Raw genomic sequence first — 19183 nt, forward strand, 5'->3', positions numbered from 1 at the left:
TTTATGCCCGAGAATGACGGCGAACGTATTCTTCCACGATTTTCAGCTCGTTGTGAAGAACTGTGAAACTTTCTTTTCGTTGCATCAAGTCCGAAAGCCATGCCGGAAGTTCCGGGTTAATACCGCACGCAGCCTTTACGGCATCGGGGAATTTTGCCGGGTGGGCTGTCGCCAGAACCACCATTGGTGCACTCCCGGACACTTTTTCGCGAGCGACCTTAACAGCAATGGCCGAGTGCGGATCAAGCAGATAACCATCTGTTTCCAGCACGGATTTTATAGTTTGCGCAGTTTCCGCAACCGTAGAACGGCCTGCTGAAAACTGACCTCGAATGGCAGAAAGCGGCTTTTCGGAGATAGTAAAACCACCCGATTGCCTCAGGCTCTGCATCAGACCACGTATCGCAGCCGCATCACGGCCATGAGCTTCAAACAGCAAACGCTCGAAATTGGACGAAATCTGGATGTCCATCGAAGGTGATGTGGTTTGTTCGACACCGCGCATTTCGTAGGCACCGCTATCCAGCGTACGCGAGAGAATATCGTTGTCGTTTGTAGCGATAATGAGCTGATCGATTGGAAGGCCCATTTTCTTGGCAACGAAACCTGCAAAAATATCGCCGAAATTGCCGGTCGGCACTGTGAAGGACACGGCACGGTCGGGCGCGCCAAGACTCAGTGCTGCTGTGAAATAGTAGACCACCTGCGGCATAATGCGTGCCCAGTTGATCGAGTTTACACCAGACAGCGAAATCGCGTCACGGAATTCGAGATCGTTGAACATGCCTTTGACCAGGTTCTGGCAGTCATCGAAATTACCTTCGATAGAAAGAGCATGAACATTGGAAAAACCGGAGCTAGTCATCTGGCGCTGCTGCACCGGCGATACACGACCATTCGGAAACAGGATGAAAATATCGGTATTGTCACGGCCGCCAAAAGCCTCGATAGCGGCGCCGCCTGTGTCGCCGGAGGTGGCGCCGACAATTGTGGCGCGCTCACCGCGTTGGGCTAGTACATAATCCATCATGCGAGCGAGAAGCTGCATGGCGACATCTTTGAACGCAAGTGTCGGCCCATGGAACAGTTCAAGAATGAACTCGTTTGAGCCCGTCTGAACCAGTGGGCAGACCGCGTCGTGACGGAATGAACCGTAGGCTTCACGCACCATGCGCTCGAAATCCGCCTGGGGAATCTCACCGTTGATGAAAGGTGTCAGCACAGCCAGCGCGATATCCACATAGGATTTTCCGCGCAAATCGCGAATTTGTTCTGGAGTGAATTGTGGGTATTCTTGTGGAAGATAGAGGCCGCCATCGCGGGCAAGTCCGGCGAGCAAAGCGTCGCTGAACCCCAGAACAGGTGCTTCGCCGCGCGTGCTGATATATTTCATCTCAAAGGCCTTCATTTCGGGTCGATGCGGATTTTAGCCGCACAATGCAATAGAGCGTCCCTAAAAAAGCCGCAAGAATTAAAGCATCCTTGTAGGGATGGGGGTTGCTCTTGGCGACAAAAAACAGGAAAACACCCTCACGCTACGCATCGTTTAGAGCGCCTTGTGTCCGAATGGACGCAAAAGAATGCTCTAACGTGTTAAAAACTACGCACCGCGCTTTCCAAAAATCGATATCGATTTTTAGGCCGATGCTGTAGTGGTATAGAACAGGTCGATCAGTGCAGGGAAGCCCGGTTTATGCAGAAACCAATACAGAATCGTTCATCGTTGTTTCCAGTCTTTGCAACGGTTTTGCTTGCAGCGCTCGCAGGCTGCACGACAAGTGGCACGCAGAAGTCTGCGGATGGCTCACTCACCGATGCCGGCCAGACACGCATCAAGGAATCAGAGTTGCGCGCTTTCTGCCCAACTGTTTCACTGCGTGATGGCACTGCCTATTTCAACACCTATGAAAAGGGTGGCGACAAGGATGCGAGCCGCGTCATTTATCAGGCGGCTTTGACCGATACTACTCGTGCTTGCCAATACACTGATGGAACAATCAATCTTGATGTTGCTGCGGCAGGTAAGGTCGTGCCCGGCCCGAAATACAAGAGCGGCAACATCACCATGCCAGTGCGCGTTGCAGTACTTCAGGGCGACAAGGTGATTTATTCCAAGCTGCACAAGCAGACTGTGAATGTGACCAGTGGCGGCGGTGCGACGCAATTTGTGTTCAACGACAAGGGAATTTCAATTCCGTCGGATAGCGCTCGTAGTGTCCAGATTTATGTGGGCTTTGATGAAGGTCCGTACAACACGAAGTAACTAGTGAGCCTTAAGAGCATTTTCTACGATTCATCTTTAACAGGAAATGCTCTAGCCGAGATCATGTGAGGTGCACGCTGATATTGCGCGCACCTCTTTTTTAACTTGCGATTTGTTTACGTTTGTCATTTATAGATCTGATGAATTTTACAGTTTTATATTGTATATTATTTAGATAAGGCTACTAAAAGATAAGTTCGATCTTTTTATAAAGAATACTGGAAATAATAGTTATTTCCTTTATTTGATTTTATGCGCCATAGTGGCATGAGAAAGATGTTTTAGACTGGATTCCCTATTGTCGATATTGGAACGGCAGGTTTTCTGATGGTGCTTCAGCGCAGGTCTTTTTTATCGCCTGTTTATGTCCTGATCGCCGTTATGCTGCTGCTCGGTGCGATTGCTGGAAAATGGGCTGGCAATTGGTTTCAGCTTCACGACGAAGAACGGAACATGGATGCCTATATGTCTGTGCTCATGTCACAGGCCAATCGCATCATAACGTCCGCACAGAAAACGTTGGAGCAGGCCAACCGTTCTCCTTATGCAATTTGCTCTGACGAGGATAAACGTTATTTACGTGAGCTGCTGTTTGCTGGCTATCACATCAAAGATATCGGCCGTCTCGTTAATGAACGACTTCAATGTTCCACTCTTCTGAATGACGTTGACACTAACGAGGTGCGTTCCACTGAAGAGGTGAAGTTACAGGACGGCACTTATGTCTATGGCGATCATGATTTGATTACGCCTGGCAGCCACGGCCCCGTCATTGGACGTGACGAAGCCAATGTTGTTTTAAGCTCGGTTGCTTTTGATGCTTTGCACGTTTCCCAGTATAATTTCGTTGTTTTTCTGACAAGCGCGGACAGAACGCAGTTTGCGCGTCTATACAGTTTTCCCGAGGCGTTTCCCGGCAATATCCAAAACAGTTTTGTTCCGACAGGCAGCGGTCGGTTGTTTGGCATTTCGGACGATATTCTGCGTGAAAAAGCTTGTGACCCTGTTACGGGAATCTGTATTTCGGTCGTGACATCGCAGAGTTGGTATGCTGAGTCGGACCGACTCCTGCCTTTTGTTTTTACTGCTCTTGGAATGTTTGTTGGCGGCGGTCTTGGCGCGGCCTGGATCTATTATCGAAATCGCGACCGATCCTTGATTTCACTCTTGAAAAAGGCGCTGGCGGCGAAGAGCCTCGCACTGGTTTATCAGCCTGTCGTCAACATAGGGGACGGCAAGGTTACGGGTTTTGAGGCGCTGATCCGCTGGGAGATAACAAAGGGTGATTTCGTGCCGCCTGATCTGTTTATTGCGCGTGCGGAAGCAGCGGGTATAGCAGATCGCATCACCTTGTATGTTGTCGATCAGGTGATTTTGGAGATGGGCGAGCTTTTGCGTCAGCAACGTTCTTTGCGCATCAATGTGAACATGACGGCAGGTGACCTGCAGAACCCGGCATTTATGGCTGCACTTGACCAGCGCCTCGGCGCATTTGATATCAAGCCCCAACAAATCGGACTGGAGTTGACGGAGCGTACAGCTGTCGATTTTTCCAAGGCCACCGAAGGTATCAAACAACTGCGTGAGCGGGGGCATCGGATTTATATCGATGACTTCGGCACAGGCTATTCCAATCTTGCCTATTTGGGCGAGCTGCAGGTCGATGCCATCAAGATAGACAAGGCTTTCACACGTACAGTCGGTGATGAACGCGGTACAGTTTCAATCGTGCCACAGATTATTTCGATGGCGCATGAGCACGGTCTGGATATTGTCGTCGAAGGCATCGAGACAGAAGCTCAGGCTAACTATTTTCGCGGTATTTGCGATACTCTGTTCGGGCAGGGCTGGTTCTTCGGAAGGCCTGTTGAAGCAACAGCGGCACAAGCGCTTGTGGGGAATGCTACCCCATCCAAAAGACGCGGGCGTAGCAAGGCTCCGGCGGCGAAATAGATATTTAACTATAGAACAAATCTATAAGATTCTAATTAAATTCGACTGCTTCTGTGAAGTGAAAAGCAAGAGGTTTGCATTACAACAATTTCAGCAGGGATGATTGTGTCTGATGAAGGGCTGGTCGTCTCCGATTGAAACTGCAACGAACCAAGAGGATAGGGCGGATTATAGAAACCGCTCTGGTCTATGCCCATGAAACCAAAATATGAACGCGTTCTTGAGCCGACAGACACCTGGGCGATCTTCGACGTCACGACGGACGAGCCCGCATCAATCGGCGACAGACTGATGATTGGTCTGAGTAAAAGCGAATCCGAAGAACTGCTCGCCACGCTGAATGCATCCGTGAAGAGCAAGAATAAACGCAGTGCTGCTTAACACTGCATTGCCAGTCCAGCAGGACGAATGCTGAACCAGCGCTTTTGATTTAGAGCGCATCCCGAAAAGTGTGAAACGGTTTTCGGACAAAGATGCGCGTTAAAACAGATAATTAGAGCGCGTTTCGATCTGATCCAATCAGATCGAAACGCGCTCTAATAGTTCTCCCGAAAGCATGTGTTTCGGGAGACGTCGCAAGCCTCAGGCGTCAGTCCAGATTGATAAGGCCTCGATCACGCCCGGCAGATCCTTATGGCGATGGATCACTGTTTCAGCACCTGCATCCGTCAGCTTGTCGGCATGGCCTGGATAGGTATGTGCGCCACCAGTAAAGCCGATGACACGCATTCCGGCTGCGCGTGCGCCATGAATGCCATGGGCTGAATCTTCAATCACGATGACATCCGCTGGATCGACACCAAATTGCTTGGCGGCGTAGAGGAAAACGTCTGGCGCAGGCTTCGGCTTTTTTGTGCCGACTTCGCGCGATGAGAAGATATTTGGCGCAAAAAGATCATAGAGACCAACGCGCTTCAACATGAGTTCAAGGCGCGCATTGGTCGAGTTGGAACAGATGCACTTTGGTAGCCCAAGTGCAGAAACGACCTCGACGATATCTTCAATCGCCTGCACTTCATTTTTAAGGCGTTCATCGAGCAGCTTTTCCGACTTGTCGAGTAGCGACGCGGATATCGGAATGCCTGCTTCACGTTCGACGGTCAGAAGAATGTCCTGCCAGGTAAGGCCAGCGAAGCGCTCGCCTACTTCTTCTGCTTCAATCGGATATCCAGCTTCTGTCAGAAGAACGGCATCTACTTGCGCCGCGATGACTTCCGAATCCACCAATACACCATCGCAGTCAAAAATAATCAGGGAAGGAGCCGCCATGTTACAAGCCTTTTAGAGCGCATACCGAACATGTGAAACGATTTTCGGGTAGGATGCGCATTACATTAGAATGTTAGAACGCTGATTTTGTCCGCTCGGATCAAACCACGCACTAATGAGGGACGAGGGGGATATTATCCGCCGAAACACCGCCGATGAGCTACACTTTTATGACTTGCGCGTCAAATTAAGGCCGTTCAACTTGCCGTATTTGTCGGAACGATATGCTGGGCTGACCGTTTCCTTCCTCCAGTGAAGGAGAAGTTTATGCGAAAGTCCGTTGTGCTGTTCATTCTCGCAATCGTCGTTGTTCTGGCGTTCATTCTTGCGACCCCGTATTATTACAGTGTGACGCCGGAGAACCGCGGAACTGCGCCGGTGGCTGACAAATCTTACTAAAGAATTTGCATCTTCCGACATGTTGGAAACGGGTCTAAAAAGCCGCCCAAATATAAGGCTTACACTTCCCCTGAAACCTCACGTCTGCGGCGATCCAGTTCTTCGCTATAGCGGCGCAGCGTGTGCGCTTCACTTAAAAGCCCAAGCACCATACGCTCCTGCGCATTGTTGATGACTGCAAGCGCTTCGGCCTCTGCTCGGTCGAAACGCGCAACAGCTTCCTTGGCATTCATCTGCGGCAGTAGGAACTGGTCCTGATAACGCAGCAAGTCGCTTATGCTGCGCGTACCGTCAGACGTATCGAAACTTTCCGAATAGGCTTCCGGGACAGGGATCATACCAACATAGTGCCCCTCACTATCCACTGCGATAACGCGCTGGGTTGAGCCGAGAGGGAAGTCGTGACGGAACGTCTCGATGTCCGTGTCGATGGGCACAGTGCGCACGTCGTGGCGCATCATGCGGTTGACGGTGAGATTGCGAACCCAGCCAATATCGTGCGCAGAGCGAATGGCTTCGCCACGCAGATGGAAGCGCCAGGTAGCAAACGAGTAGCCGAAAGTCTTTCTGACCATAAGCGATGATGAGACGACCGCTCCGAGAACCAGCATTGCAATCGGGAAATCGCCAGTCAGTTCGAGCGCGAGAAAGGCCATAGTGAGTGGGCCGCCGACAATGGCCACAGCCATCGAACTCATGCCGATGACGGCATAGACTTCAGGCTCTAGCGAAAGTGGTAATACCATGCCGGTCACAGCTGCAAAAAGCTTGCCCGTCAGAGCGCCCAGAAACAGCGACGCAAAAAACAGTCCGCCACGAAAGCCTGAACCGATGGAGATGGCTGAGGCAAGAGATTTGCAGAAAATTAGGAGCAACAGCACTGGAATGGTTAGGTTGGCATTCAGATCAAGGTGCAAGGCCCCGTGGCCGGAAGCCAGAACCTGCGGTGAAACAAAAGCAATCATGCCGACAATTGCACCGCCGATAGCCGGAGCCATTACGGTTGGTATGATACTTTTTCGTGCAATACGTTCGACCGTGGTAACACCACGCATGATGAGAATGGCAATGCCTGCTGCCAGAAAACCAAGCACCAGCGCTGGCACATAATCGCGTGCCGCAATGCCATCCAGTGGTCCGATTTGGATAACGAACGGAGCCCCACCGATCGCCTGTGTAACCAGCATGCCGACAATGGCTGCGACCACGACCGGTGCCAGTGTTGCGATGGAATAAACGCCGATGATCAGCTCGAAAGCATAAAATGCACCCGTAAGTGGTGCATTGAACGCGCTGGCAATGGCTGCGGCTGCACCACATCCAACCAAAGTGCGTAAGTCGGCACGACGCAGTTTCAGTGCGCGACCAATGCGTGATGCAAAGCCACTGGCAAGCTGTGTATAAGCTGCCTCAAGTCCAACTGAAGCGCCAAAACCGTTGGAGATAAGGTTCTGCCCCACAAGAATGAAGCTGTCTGTCAGCGACAGATGTCCGCCGTGAAGCGCATTGGCCTCGATGGGGTCGACGATGGGTTTTTTGCGCCAGCGCGCCAGCACCCAAATGACAATACCCATAAGAATACCGCCCGCCAGTGGTGCAATATAGGCGCTTGGATTGAGTTGCGACGCAGAACTAAGCCTCTCACCTTCTGCAAGCCCGAAGAGAGCCTGATGCATCCATTGCGAAATGCCACCAATGGCCGCGACTGCAAGAGCCGAAATGATCCCGATGACTGCGCCAGCAATGGCGAGGCCGATTTCACTGCCGCGCACCAAGGCGCGCATGCGGAAGGGTACGAAAAGAACCCGCAAATACCGGTTGTGACGCAGTTCATTGATATTCATGTCTGACACATAAAGGGGCACGCAAATCAGTTGAGGTCGTTAGCGCGATCATAGGGGTAAACGAATAACCAAGCCTTATTGATTGCGCCATTTGAGAGCTTCGAACTGCAATTTGTTGACGGCTTTAATATGGCTGGAACAAAACTGTCAAAGCCACTTGGTTATGCAAAGTGCCGGAAATACGGGCTTTTACGAGCAAATTAAGAAAAGGTTTACAATTTCAATCACTTGGCGTTAACCGCATATTTACCCTACTCAGTAACCATAAGGACAAGTTTTTAGCGTTCACAGGTAATCGAGTATCCCATGTCCCTAGTACGTCTTGCACATGAGTTGCCTATTGAGGCCCCGCGTACCGCTTGGCTCGACTCTATCATCAAGGGTGATTGCGTTTCCGCATTGGAACGCCTTCCGGATCACTCGGTGGACGTCATTTTTGCCGATCCTCCTTACAATCTCCAGCTGGGTGGCGATCTTCACCGCCCTGATCAGACGATGGTTAGCGCTGTTGACGATCATTGGGATCAGTTTGAAAGCTTTCAGGCCTATGATGCCTTCACCCGCGCATGGCTTCTGGCCTGCCGTCGCGTGCTGAAGCCAAATGGCACTATCTGGGTTATTGGTTCTTACCACAATATTTTCCGCGTTGGCACACAGCTTCAGGACATTGGCTTCTGGCTTCTGAACGACATCGTATGGCGCAAGACCAATCCGATGCCAAACTTCCGTGGTCGTCGTTTCCAGAACGCGCATGAAACACTGATCTGGGCTTCACGTGATGCAAAGGGCAAAGGCTACACCTTCAATTACGATGCCATGAAAGCGGCCAATGACGATGTGCAGATGCGCTCCGATTGGCTGTTCCCTATCTGCACCGGCTCGGAACGTTTGAAAGATGAAAACGGCGACAAGGTTCATCCAACCCAAAAGCCGGAAGCGTTGCTTGCGCGCATCATGATGGCTTCAAGCAAGCCAGGCGATGTCATTCTTGATCCGTTCTTTGGATCAGGTACGACCGGTGCTGTTGCAAAGCGTCTTGGCCGTCATTTCGTCGGCATTGAACGTGAGCAGGCCTATATCGATGCGGCGACTGCCCGCATTGATGCAGTTGAACCACTTGGTAAGGCTGAACTTACTGTCATGACAGGCAAGCGCGCCGAACCACGCGTGGCTTTCACCTCGATCATGGAAGCAGGCCTTTTGCGTCCGGGCACAGTTCTTTCTGATGCGCGCCGCCGCCATGCTGCTATCGTCCGTGCTGACGGTACTCTGGCTGCCAACGGCGAAGCTGGTTCCATTCATCGCATGGGTGCCAAGGTGCAGGGCTTTGATGCCTGCAATGGCTGGACGTTCTGGCACTTTGAAGAAAACGGTGCTTTGAAGCCGATTGATGAATTGCGCACGATTATTCGTGATCAGATGGCAGCGGCTGGCGCTTAAATTCAAATATCAATAGCTTACTACTATCGGACGACCTCCAACAAAGTCTGATGAAAAGACCCCCGAAGTGGATTGCTTCGGGGGTCTTTTTCGTAATTGAGATGTTCTAGAGCGTAATTCCTTAAACTTGGATCAGTTTAAGGTAAAATTATGCTCTCATTTTAAAGTGTTAGAGCGACCTTTGTGCGCCCAAGTGGGCGCACGGCGCTCTAATCAGAACGAGAGGCCGAGACCTTTGAGATCGCTTGCAAGTTTTGGTGCGCCGGTGAAATGCACGGCTTGCCAACCAGCGGCCTTCGCACCTTCGACATTGGCTGGACTGTCGTCGATGAAAAGCGTTGCTGCTGGGTCGAGATCAAAGCTCGCGACGTGATGATCGTAAATTTCGCGGTCCGGTTTCAACATGTGAATATCGCCGGAAACGGTTACGCCTCGGCTTTCGGTGAGAAACGGAAAACGGCCTTGCGCTTCGCGCAGCGTGTCAGAAGCAAAATTTGTCAGCATGGTCACGTCGTTACCCTCAGCAATAAGTCCGCGTAGTATCGCAAGGCTGTCATCATAGGAATGCGGTACCATCAGGTTCCAGTTTTGGCGAAACGTGCGGATATGATCGCTGCGGTCAGGATGGGCTTCGATCAGCAGGGCTTCCGCATCTTCCCAACTGCGACCGCGATCTTGTTCGATATTCCAGGCACCCGTGCAGATGTTTTCCAGAAACCAACGACGTTCGGTGGCATCAGGGATCGCGTCAAGATAAGCGAGCTCCGGATCATAATGCAGCAGCACTCTGCCAATATCGAAAACGACGTGTTTAACTGGACTGGTCAACGGCTTTTCCTCCCCCGTTTGAAAGCATCTGGAATGGCGGCCGTGATGGCCTTTTTCATGACAGTTGGCAGAGCTTCGTCCTCTAATTCTGAAGGAGAAGACCACCAACCATCGTTGGTTGTGTGTTTGGCAATATCGTTGGCGGCGTAGACAGAAAGACGCAACTCGAAATGTGTAAACACATGTGTGATGCTGCCAGATGACATCCAATCCGCAACAAAGGGTGCGGCATCTATGCTGGAATCGCCATCTATGCGCGCGGTCCAGCTGCTTCCCGGTACTTCCGTCATTCCGGCAAGCAGGCCTTCGCGTTGCCGTTTACGTAACAGAACTGAACCGTCATTTGCGACTGCGATAAAGGCGGCACCCGTCCGTACTGGCTTCTGGACTTTCGGTGCCTTGACGGGAAACTCTTCCGGGTCACGGGTAGCGAGCGCTTCACAATTGTCATTCACCGGGCAAATTGCGCAGGCGGGACGACGCGGCGTACAAATAGTTGCGCCGAGATCCATCATGGCTTGTGCAAAATCGCCTGGCCTGTCGGCGGGTGTCATTGCGCCCATGCGGGCACGAATCTCAGTCTTGGCAGCGGGTAGAGGTGTGTCGATCGCAAATAATCTTGAAATTACGCGTTCAACATTGCCGTCGACGACCGCTGCAGGTTCGCCGAAAGCGATAGCTGCGATGGCTGCTGAAGTGTAATCACCGATACCCGGAAGATCTTTTAGATCAGCCGCGGTAGAGGGAAACTTTCCGCCATAATTTGCCGCAATAAGGTCTGCGCATTTCTTGAGATTGCGCGCACGTGAATAATAACCAAGGCCTGCCCATGCGCGCAGAATATCGTCTTCGCTCGCCGCAGACATAGCCGCAACATTCGGCCAACGCTCAACAAATTTTGTGAAATAGGATTTGACCGCTTCAACTGTCGTCTGTTGCAGCATTATCTCTGAAAGCCACACCCGATATGGGTCCGACTTAATGCCGCGCGATTGCTCAACTGGTGTTACACGCCAAGGTAGGATGCGATGGTGTCGGTCATACCAGTCAAGAATTTGTCCAGTTCTAGTACTATCGGGTGTGTGGAGCATTTGATCGGTATGATTTAAACGTTGGGAAACTCTCGCTACTCTGATTAAAGACCTTTGTTTAGAATTGATAGAAATTAATGCGTAGCATCGCTTTCTTGTGCTTTTATGGCATGCGATAGATCTCACGGCAGTGAGGCGGGAAGCCGATGTGAAATAAGGAGAGTCCGTGGCTAGTTCTGTCCCGGTATATGTCATAAATCTCGCACGCTCTCAGGACAGATGGGATGCTTTGCGAGCGAGTGCCAATAAGTTTTCAGTTGATGTTCATCGCGTTGAGGCAGTCGAAGGTAAGTTGCTGACCGATGACGAGTTGGTGGGTTTTGACGACGCTGGCTTTCGTCGCAGACATGGAAAAATTGCGATGCCTGCCGAGATTGGCTGTTATTTCAGTCACATCAGGGCACTTGCAGCAATCATCGCTGCGGATGAGCCTTTCGCAGTAATTGTAGAAGACGATGTCGAATTTACACCTGAGTTCACGCCATTTCTTTCAGAGGCGTGCAAACTGAAAGGATGGGACGTCATTAAGCTCGTCAACCACCGTACGGCTGCTTTCCGAGGCTTTCGTTCTATAGATAAGTGCTTTTCCATCGGGCGTTGCCTACACGGGCCATCCGGAAGCTCTGCCGCGTATATTGTTACATTGGACGGTGCGAGACGCCTTCTATCCGCGATCAAACCGATGAGCCTTCCATACGATGTCGCGTTAGAGCGCGGTTGGGCGGGTGATTATGAAATTTTCACCACCGACAAACCTGTAGTAGCTCTTTCCAATGTGGCAATCTCCACCATTGCACAAGGTAGGAAAGGGTACGCCAAAACGCGTCTGCCGACATACAAAAGACTAAGCACACTTTTCTTTCGAGCGACTGACTATGTCAGGAGAATCGCATACGCTCTTGGGCGAAATGGTGTGGAAGAGGTGTAAGTGGGTTTTCTAAAAAAATCATTTCTTGTTCGCCGTCGAGTGGACCATTGGGCATTAGGGATCGCTTCAGCTTCGATGCCTATTCGCCTGGGGTTGGGTCCGCTCATCCTTTTTATATTCGCATGTATTGGTATTTATCTCAGCGCGGCACGTCATGCGACTACGCGTCTTTTTGCTAAGAAATTTTACATTTTCATTCTGCTTTACGCAGTTTGGTCACTCGGCCTTATTCTTTTCCGTGGTGAACCGTTCAACGATAACCGCCAAATTGGTTATACGCTGCTGATCGCAGTGTTTGCCTTTGCGGGTCCAGGTATGTTGTTGGTTCGCAATCCACTGCGCGCCTATGTATTGGGAGCGCGCGCCGGTGTTGTGATGGCAGTGCTCGCTGTGCTTTATCTTGTATTGACACAAGGTGGTCGTATTGGTGTCGGTGGAAATGAGGCAGTTTTCGCATTTGTTGCGGGCGTTTCGGCAATATCTGCAGGAATCCCTATTCTTAAAGCGCCACGTTATCTTCCAAATGGCCCCCACTGGCTCGTGCTGGGACTCGCTGCGGTGCTGGCGTCGGAAACACGCGCGGTGATTGTTGTCTTACCGATATTTGCGGCTGTGGAGATTATATTTTTCCTCCGTCGTCTGAGCGTTAAGCACCAAGGAGCCGTCTATGCCGCGCTCGCTGCGGCACTCGCAGCGCTCATTATTGTAGGACCTGTTGGCGATATTCTTTCCAAGCGGTTTTCTGGGATGGCCGAATATTATGACAGCGGCGATAGTTCTAAGTGGGAAGATAAGATTTCGGCAGATATCCGCGAGGTCATGTGGAAGAGCGCTGCTAAAGTCATCGAACACAATCCCATAGCGGGCGTTGGCTCTTATTCAAAAATGGATGCGGTTAAGGCGCAAGCAGGTGAGCAGGCGTCGATGCTCGAAGGCTTCCGTCACGTCCACAATACGATCCTTGATGAACTATTGAACGATGGCATCATCGGGTTGTTTTTCATGATGGCTGCCTTTCTTTCGATCTTTGTGCATCTTTGGCGGAATGCTGATAGCTGGGGTATGCGGCGCGCCTTGGTTTACTTCGCTGTGGTGTGCGGAAGCTACGGCATGTTGCATAATCCGCTCTTGCATGAAGTGACCATTTCTTCGGTCATGTTCTTCATTGCAGCACTCAACGCAGCTTCATCGCGGCGTATCATGGCTTTGCGTCGAGCAGGCCTCTCAAACTATATTCGCGGGAACTAGGGTTTATGAAAGCTATCGTCACAGGTGCCGCTGGCTTCATCGGCTTTCACACGGCTGTGCGTCTTCTCGATGAGGGCTGGGAAGTTCTCGGGGTCGATAATCTCAACGATTATTACCAGGTGGATCTCAAAGAAACACGTCTCGCAAAGCTGCATTCGTGTCATGGTTTCCGGTTCGCACAGGCCGATATTTCGGACGCGGACGCTTTCGCTGCGGCCATTGGAACGGACCGCGATGCGGATGTGATTGTGCATCTTGCGGCACAGGCAGGCGTTCGTTATTCGATCGAAAATCCAGCGGCCTATGTATCAGCCAATGTCATGGGGCAGGTAACGGTTTTCGAGACCGCGCTTAAGCTCGCAAAGCGACCGCCAGTGGTTTATGCCAGCTCGTCATCGGTTTATGGTGCAAATGAGAAAATCCCGTTTTCCGAAAGTGATCCTGTGGATCATCCCGTTTCGGTTTATGCGGCGACCAAGCGTTCAGGCGAACTTCTAGCCGCCTCCTATAAACATGTTCACGGCCTTCATTCTACAGGTCTTCGATTTTTCACCGTCTATGGGCCATTTGGTCGCCCGGATATGGCGCCATGGCTGTTTACATCAGCCATTTTGAAGGGCGAGCCGATCCGCGTTTTCAATAATGGCGAAATGCAGCGCGACTTCACTTTCGTCTACGATATCGTGAGCGGTGTATTGGGTGCGATAAAGCGCATTCTTGAACACCCGGAAGAAACCGCGCCAGTCTATAACCTTGGCAATAATCGCCCTGTGATGCTCAACGATTTCATCGCAGCCATTGAAAAAGCATGCGGTAAAGAGGCGATCCGCAAGCTGGAGCCCATGCCCGCAGCGGATGTTCCGCGCACCTATGCGGATATAACACTTGCAGCGCGCGATCTCGGTTTCAGTCCTCAAACCACGCTCGATGAAGGTATCCCTTTGTTTGTTGAGTGGTTTCGGGGCTATAATGGGACGCGATGAGCGAACCAAAACCAAAACGGGGCTTTCGCCCGCTGGCAGATATGACGTCGCGTCTGATGGACCCGATGTTGCAGAAGCGCGCGGGTATTAATCTTTCGCTGCTGCAATCTTGGGAGGATATCGTCGGACCGGGAATCGGCGCATCATCGCGGCCGTTGCGAATAAATTGGCCTCGACGATTACGCGAAGACGATCCTTTCAGTCCCGCCACCTTGATTATCGCCTGTGAAGGTTTTGCGGCCCTGCAAATACAACACGAGACGGGCGAAATTATCAGCCGTGTGAACGGGTTTCTCGGTTTCTCCGCTATAGGTCGCATTAAGATTGAGCAGAAGCCGCCCGCGCTCGACTTCAGGCGTAAACCAAAGCGATTAGCCCCTCTGGCACCCTCGGATGAACGGCGCATCGATAAGGCAACCGACGGTATTGAGGACGATGCGCTCCGCGCCGCTCTTGCTCGGCTCGGCAAAAATATTCTTGCCGAGAAACGATCAACGAAGAAATGAGCGCTCTGCCTTAAATTTGATTCAAGATTGTTGCTGAACTTCATTTGATCACAACAGGGCTGGTGATTAGTGATCCACCACCCTAAATTGTGCCTAAAGCATGTCGCGAAAAAGTGGGAATCGGTTTTCCGTTAACGATATGCGAAAAACTAAGAATAAAGCGTGTTGTTTGAATATGATAGAATGCGAAACGCTTTAAGTGTCAACATTGAAACAGGACTGGATGATTCGTATGCCTGCACCGCTTAACCGCAGACATGTTATTTCCCTAGCGGGTGCCGCCGCCGCCGGGCTCGCTTTTGCTGGCAATGCGAGTGCACAGTCACGCAGCGCCGAGGCGACTGTTGACGCCGCGAAGGTTGCTGAAGCCGGCAAGCTCAAGGACATGGTTTATGGCAAGGCCGATGCGCCTGTTACGATTGTCGAATATGCATCACTAACCTGTTCGCATTGTGCTGATTTTGCGGTCAACACATTCCCGACCATCAAAGAAAAGTACATCGATACGGGTAAAGCGCGTTTGATTTTCCGCGAATTCCCGTTCGATCCACGTGCGACTGCAGCCTTCATGCTGGCTCGTTGCGCGCCTGAAGACCGTTATTTCCCGATGGTTGAAGTCTTCTTCAAACAACAACAGCAGTGGGCTGGCGCTGCTGATGGCGAAGCTGCACTGCTTCAAATTGCGAAACTTGCAGGTTTTACACAGGAGTCGTTCAAGGCTTGCTTGACGAACCAGCAAGTTCTCGATGATGTGAGAGCAACCATGGAACGTGGATCGACTGAATTTGGTGTGAACGCTACGCCAACATTCTTCATCAACGGTCAGAAATACGCTGGAGCCCTTTCGGTTGACGAGATGTCGGCAATCATTGACAAGCTGCTCTAAGTCGCCTTTCGGCAAGAAAAGCGGGCGCTTCATTGCGTCCGCTTTTTGTGTTTCTGAGGGGAGGGCACGCTGATGCGCTTCTCCAAGCTGCGACTTGTTGGTTTCAAGTCCTTTGTCGAACCTATGGAGTTCGTCATTGAAGGCGGATTGACAGGCGTCGTCGGGCCAAATGGTTGCGGCAAGTCCAATCTCGTCGAAGCGCTGCGCTGGGTGATGGGTGAAAACTCATACAAGAATATGCGCGCTTCCGGCATGGATGATGTAATCTTTTCTGGTTCAGCTACGCGTCCCGCGCGCAATACGGCAGAAGTGACGCTCTTCCTCGACAATTCTGATCGCACCGCACCGGCTGCTTATAATGATCAGGACGAGTTGCAGGTTTCGCGCCGCATTGAGCGTGAGGCCGGTTCCGTCTATCGGATCAATGGCAAGGAAGCGCGCGCCAAAGATGTGCAACTTCTCTTCGCCGATCAGTCGACCGGCGCTCGTTCGCCGTCTATGGTTGGACAGGGGCGCATTGGTGAACTCATTCAGGCCAAGCCACAGGCGCGCCGCGCGCTTTTGGAAGAAGCTGCGGGTATTTCCGGCCTCCATACGCGTCGACATGAGGCCGAACTGCGTCTGCGCGCTGCCGAAGGCAATCTTGAGCGCCTCGAAGATGTCGTGGGTGAGCTGGGTAGCCAGATCGAAAGCCTGAAGCGACAGGCGCGACAGGCCAATCGGTTCAAGGCGCTTTCTGCTGATATACGCCGTGCCGAAGCATCTCTTATGCATTTGCGCTGGTCACAAGCCAAAGCGCAGGAAGGCGAAGCGCAAAGTGCGCTCGCGCAGGCAACTTCTGTGGTTGGGGACATGGCACAAGCGCAGATGAATGCTGCGCGTGAACAGGCCGTTGGCGCTCATAAATTACCCGAAATGCGTGAGGCAGAAGCAAAGGCTGCTGCTGCTCTGCAACGCCTTTCCATCGCTCGCACGCAGCTTGATGAAGAAGACGGTCGTATTCGGGCCCGCCGCGCCGAACTTATGAAGCGGCTCGAACAGCTGACGGCTGATATCGCCCGTGAAGAGCAAATGGTGCGTGAGAATGCCGATATTCTGGCGCGTCTTGATGAGGAAGAGCAAGAGTTGCTTGCTTCGAACGAAGCATCTGGTGAGCGCGATGAAGAATTGCGCGCGATCTTCGAGGAGGCGGAAATCCGCCTGCAGGATAGCGAAAACGCGCTGGCTCGCGTGACTGCGGAACGGGCGGAAGCTTCTGCAGAACGTACGCAGATTGAGCGCGCGTTGCAGGAAACGCAAAGCCGCCGTGATCGTCTGGCAAACCAGATGGAAACGATTGAGCGCGATATCGCATCAGTTGCTGAGCAGATCGGTGGTCTGTTTGATCCGTCTGAAAAGCGTCTTCTCGTTGAAGGAGCGACTGATGCGCTGGCTGCCGCCGAAGAGGCTGTGATCGCTGTCGAAGAACTCGTGAGTTCCGCTCGCGAGCAGGAAACTGCCAGTCGTCAGCCGCTGAACGAGGCTCGCACGGAACTCAATCGTATTGAAACCGAAGCACACACGCTGGCGCGCATTCTCAATGCTGGTGAGGCAGGGCAGTATCCGCCTGTTGTTGAGGAATTGCGGGTCGAGAAGGGTTATGAAATAGCCCTTGGTGCGGCGCTTGGCGAAGACCTTGATGCTGCAAGCGATTCCAGCGCACCGGTCTTCTGGGCCTATAACCCCGCACCCGAAACTGATCCTGCACTGCCTGAAGGTAGCGTGCCTCTTGATCGTTTGGTGGAAGGCCCACAACAATTGCGCCGCAGGCTCGCGCAGGTGGGTGTTGTTTCGGAGAGTGATGGCCAGCGTTTGCAGGCATCCTTGCGTCCCGGCCAGCGCCTTGTAAGCAAGGCTGGCGCTCTGTGGCGCTGGGATGGATATACCGCTAGTGCTGACGCGCCAACGCCTGCTGCACAGCGACTTGCGCAGAAGAACCGGCTAGCCGAGCTGGAGCAGGAAGCAATCGCGGCCGCTCGCCGCGTGCACGACGTTGAGCAAGCCGTACAGCGTCTTGAAATCGCCGTGCGTGAAGCAGTCGAGCATGAGCGTGTGGCGCGGGATTCATGGCGCGCAAATCAGCATAAGCTGGATGAAGCGCGTGAGGCTCTGGCTGCCGTTGAACGAGCCGCCGGGCAACTGGCTACTAAGCGCGCGGGCCTCGAAGAAGCCAAATCGCGCCTTGAGGAAAATCTCGAAGAAGCACAAATCCGTGTGGTTGAAGCCGAAGATCGGCTCAACGAAATGCCGGATATGGACGCAATCGGCGAGCGTCATTCGGCTTTGAATTCAGAAGTGCAATCGGATCGTGTAACACTTGCAGAAGCGCGCGCGGCTTATGAAGGTCAGCGACGTGAAGCGGACAACCGTGCGCGACGGTTGGCGATGATTGGCATGGAACGGCGCAACTGGGCGTCACGAGCGCAAAATGCAGAGCAACAAATTGCAGCTCTGAATGACCGCCGAGCCGAAACTGCGGATGAAGCAGAAGTTCTGGCGGAAGCCCCGGAAGAAATCGAGAGCCGCCGCCGTGCGCTTTTGAATGAACTTTCGGAAGCAGATGATCGTCGCAAACAGGCTGCCGACATTTTGGCTGAAGCCGAAGCGGTGCAGGCCGAACTCGACAAGGCTGCGACACTGGCGATACAGCAGCTTGCAACCAGTCGTGAGCAACGCGCGCGCGCGGAAGAGCGCCTGACTGCTGCCGAAGAGCGCCGCAAGGATACGGAATTACGCATTGCAGAAGCGCTTAACTGCGCGCCGCATGAGGCCATTCGTCATACGGGCCTCAAGCCCGAAGATCGTATGCCTGATCCGGATCAGCTCGAACGCCAGCTTGAGCGGTTGCGTATCGAACGCGAGCGTCTTGGTGCGGTCAACCTGCGCGCGGAAGAGGAAAGTCAGGAGCTTTCTGCTCGTCTTGAGGCGATTATCTCCGAGCGCGAAGACGTCATCGAGGCGATCAAGAAACTGCGTCAGGCCATCCAGAGCCTCAATCGCGAAGGCCGCGAACGTCTGTTGGCTGCTTTCGATGTGGTGAATGCGCAGTTCCAGCGTCTGTTCACGCATCTTTTTGGTGGCGGTACGGCAGAGCTTCAGCTGATTGAAAGCGATGACCCGCTGGATGCCGGTCTGGAAATCCTTGCTCGTCCTCCGGGCAAGAAGCCGCAGACGATGACCCTTCTATCGGGTGGCGAGCAGGCACTGACAGCAATGGCGCTGATCTTTGCAGTATTCCTCACCAACCCAGCGCCAATCTGTGTGTTGGACGAAGTGGATGCACCGCTCGATGATCATAATGTCGAGCGCTACTGCAATCTGATGGATGAAATGGCGGCTTCAACCGAAACGCGTTTCGTCGTCATCACGCATAATCCGATCACCATGGCCCGTATGAGCCGTCTGTTTGGCGTGACGATGGGCGAGCAGGGCGTGAGCCAGCTTGTCTCTGTTGATCTGCAAACTGCAGAGCGGTTGCGCGAAGCGGTCTGATTTTCATTGCTGAA

At 52.5% G+C, this 19183-nt stretch carries 16 protein-coding genes; 11 read left to right on the top strand and 5 right to left on the bottom strand.

Annotated elements, in window-relative coordinates:
- Position 1: 1 nt before the first annotated feature.
- The gene (gene thrC / locus CES85_RS12015) at positions 2-1393 is read right to left on the bottom strand and encodes a threonine synthase (RefSeq protein WP_095447853.1); all 1392 of its coding nucleotides are present in this window, start codon (positions 1391-1393) and stop codon (positions 2-4) included.
- 300 nt (positions 1394-1693) lie between these two features.
- Here thrC and CES85_RS12020 point away from each other — a divergent pair, with 300 nt between their 5' ends.
- From CES85_RS12020 to CES85_RS12030, 3 genes are all read left to right on the top strand, one after another.
- A complete protein-coding gene (locus tag CES85_RS12020) occupies positions 1694-2263 on the top strand; it encodes a hypothetical protein (protein WP_095446204.1) in 570 nt (189 codons plus the stop codon).
- A 327-nt stretch (positions 2264-2590) separates the two neighbouring features.
- A complete protein-coding gene (locus CES85_RS12025; RefSeq protein ID WP_095446205.1) occupies positions 2591-4216 on the top strand; it encodes an EAL domain-containing protein in 1626 nt (541 codons plus the stop codon).
- A gap of 195 nt (positions 4217-4411) precedes the next feature.
- Complete coding sequence (locus tag CES85_RS12030) at positions 4412-4597, top strand: hypothetical protein (protein ID WP_095446206.1); 186 nt, start codon at positions 4412-4414, stop codon at positions 4595-4597.
- Positions 4598-4798: 201 nt separating this feature from the next.
- Here CES85_RS12030 and CES85_RS12035 read toward each other — a convergent pair whose 3' ends face one another.
- The gene (locus tag CES85_RS12035; RefSeq protein ID WP_095446207.1) at positions 4799-5485 is read right to left on the bottom strand and encodes an HAD family hydrolase; all 687 of its coding nucleotides are present in this window, start codon (positions 5483-5485) and stop codon (positions 4799-4801) included.
- A gap of 267 nt (positions 5486-5752) precedes the next feature.
- Here CES85_RS12035 and CES85_RS28120 point away from each other — a divergent pair, with 267 nt between their 5' ends.
- Positions 5753-5884 (top strand): hypothetical protein, encoded by a 132-nt coding sequence (locus CES85_RS28120; protein WP_264232113.1) that lies wholly within the window; start codon positions 5753-5755, stop codon positions 5882-5884.
- Positions 5885-5943: 59 nt separating this feature from the next.
- Here the strand turns inward: CES85_RS28120 and CES85_RS12040 are convergent, their stop codons facing one another.
- Positions 5944-7728, bottom strand: coding sequence for a chloride channel protein (locus tag CES85_RS12040; protein ID WP_095446208.1), 1785 nt, complete (start codon positions 7726-7728; stop codon positions 5944-5946).
- A gap of 306 nt (positions 7729-8034) precedes the next feature.
- Here CES85_RS12040 and CES85_RS12045 point away from each other — a divergent pair, with 306 nt between their 5' ends.
- On the top strand, positions 8035-9168 hold the full coding sequence (locus CES85_RS12045) for a site-specific DNA-methyltransferase (RefSeq protein ID WP_095446209.1): 1134 nt from the start codon (positions 8035-8037) through the stop codon (positions 9166-9168).
- Between the two features lie 213 nt (positions 9169-9381).
- On the opposite strand, the gene CES85_RS12050 is transcribed toward CES85_RS12045, so the two are convergent.
- Both CES85_RS12050 and mutY read right to left on the bottom strand, forming a co-directional pair.
- Entirely contained in the window at positions 9382-9996 is a 615-nt protein-coding gene (locus CES85_RS12050; protein ID WP_095446210.1) for an HAD family hydrolase, read from the bottom strand.
- The gene (gene mutY / locus CES85_RS12055) at positions 9993-11087 is read right to left on the bottom strand and encodes an A/G-specific adenine glycosylase (protein ID WP_095446211.1); all 1095 of its coding nucleotides are present in this window, start codon (positions 11085-11087) and stop codon (positions 9993-9995) included. Before mutY ends, CES85_RS12050 begins: the two co-directional genes overlap by 4 nt.
- 166 nt (positions 11088-11253) lie before the next feature.
- Here mutY and CES85_RS12060 point away from each other — a divergent pair, with 166 nt between their 5' ends.
- The 6 genes from CES85_RS12060 (at position 11254) to CES85_RS12085 (ending at position 19169) form a co-directional block, all read left to right on the top strand.
- Positions 11254-12015 carry a glycosyltransferase family 25 protein gene (locus CES85_RS12060; RefSeq protein ID WP_095446212.1) on the top strand — a complete coding sequence of 254 codons (762 nt, stop codon included), beginning with the start codon at positions 11254-11256 and terminating at the stop codon, positions 12013-12015.
- 75 nt (positions 12016-12090) lie between these two features.
- Positions 12091-13263, top strand: a complete 1173-nt coding sequence (locus CES85_RS12065; protein WP_210318237.1) for an O-antigen ligase family protein — start codon at positions 12091-12093, stop codon at positions 13261-13263.
- Positions 13264-13268: 5 nt separating this feature from the next.
- A complete protein-coding gene (locus CES85_RS12070) occupies positions 13269-14246 on the top strand; it encodes an NAD-dependent epimerase/dehydratase family protein (protein WP_095446214.1) in 978 nt (325 codons plus the stop codon).
- Positions 14243-14752 carry a DUF721 domain-containing protein gene (locus CES85_RS12075; protein WP_095446215.1) on the top strand — a complete coding sequence of 170 codons (510 nt, stop codon included), beginning with the start codon at positions 14243-14245 and terminating at the stop codon, positions 14750-14752. The genes CES85_RS12070 and CES85_RS12075 overlap by 4 nt, the downstream gene beginning before the upstream one ends.
- Positions 14753-14984: 232 nt before the next feature.
- The gene (locus CES85_RS12080) at positions 14985-15638 is read left to right on the top strand and encodes a DsbA family protein (RefSeq protein WP_095447854.1); all 654 of its coding nucleotides are present in this window, start codon (positions 14985-14987) and stop codon (positions 15636-15638) included.
- A gap of 72 nt (positions 15639-15710) precedes the next feature.
- Positions 15711-19169 carry a chromosome segregation SMC family protein gene (locus CES85_RS12085; RefSeq protein WP_095446216.1) on the top strand — a complete coding sequence of 1153 codons (3459 nt, stop codon included), beginning with the start codon at positions 15711-15713 and terminating at the stop codon, positions 19167-19169.
- Positions 19170-19183: the final 14 nt, after the last annotated feature.

This window comes from Ochrobactrum quorumnocens (assembly GCF_002278035.1).
In the GTDB taxonomy this organism is placed as follows: domain Bacteria; phylum Pseudomonadota; class Alphaproteobacteria; order Rhizobiales; family Rhizobiaceae; genus Brucella; species Brucella quorumnocens.

What these genes read in the sequence shown, in the direction of transcription:
- thrC (WP_095447853.1), bottom strand. Translation starts at nt 1,393, where the DNA reads ATGAAATATATCAGCACGCGCGGCGAAGCACCTGTTCTGGGGTTCAGC.
- CES85_RS12020 (WP_095446204.1), top strand. Translation starts at nt 1,694, where the DNA reads ATGCAGAAACCAATACAGAATCGTTCATCGTTGTTTCCAGTCTTTGCA.
- CES85_RS12025 (WP_095446205.1), top strand. Translation starts at nt 2,591, where the DNA reads ATGGTGCTTCAGCGCAGGTCTTTTTTATCGCCTGTTTATGTCCTGATC.
- CES85_RS12030 (WP_095446206.1), top strand. Translation starts at nt 4,412, where the DNA reads ATGAAACCAAAATATGAACGCGTTCTTGAGCCGACAGACACCTGGGCG.
- CES85_RS12035 (WP_095446207.1), bottom strand. Translation starts at nt 5,485, where the DNA reads ATGGCGGCTCCTTCCCTGATTATTTTTGACTGCGATGGTGTATTGGTG.
- CES85_RS28120 (WP_264232113.1), top strand. Translation starts at nt 5,753, where the DNA reads ATGCGAAAGTCCGTTGTGCTGTTCATTCTCGCAATCGTCGTTGTTCTG.
- CES85_RS12040 (WP_095446208.1), bottom strand. Translation starts at nt 7,728, where the DNA reads ATGAATATCAATGAACTGCGTCACAACCGGTATTTGCGGGTTCTTTTC.
- CES85_RS12045 (WP_095446209.1), top strand. Translation starts at nt 8,035, where the DNA reads ATGTCCCTAGTACGTCTTGCACATGAGTTGCCTATTGAGGCCCCGCGT.
- mutY (WP_095446211.1), bottom strand. Translation starts at nt 11,087, where the DNA reads ATGCTCCACACACCCGATAGTACTAGAACTGGACAAATTCTTGACTGG.
- CES85_RS12065 (WP_210318237.1), top strand. Translation starts at nt 12,091, where the DNA reads ATGCCTATTCGCCTGGGGTTGGGTCCGCTCATCCTTTTTATATTCGCA.
- CES85_RS12070 (WP_095446214.1), top strand. Translation starts at nt 13,269, where the DNA reads ATGAAAGCTATCGTCACAGGTGCCGCTGGCTTCATCGGCTTTCACACG.
- CES85_RS12075 (WP_095446215.1), top strand. Translation starts at nt 14,243, where the DNA reads ATGAGCGAACCAAAACCAAAACGGGGCTTTCGCCCGCTGGCAGATATG.
- CES85_RS12080 (WP_095447854.1), top strand. Translation starts at nt 14,985, where the DNA reads ATGCCTGCACCGCTTAACCGCAGACATGTTATTTCCCTAGCGGGTGCC.
- CES85_RS12085 (WP_095446216.1), top strand. Translation starts at nt 15,711, where the DNA reads ATGCGCTTCTCCAAGCTGCGACTTGTTGGTTTCAAGTCCTTTGTCGAA.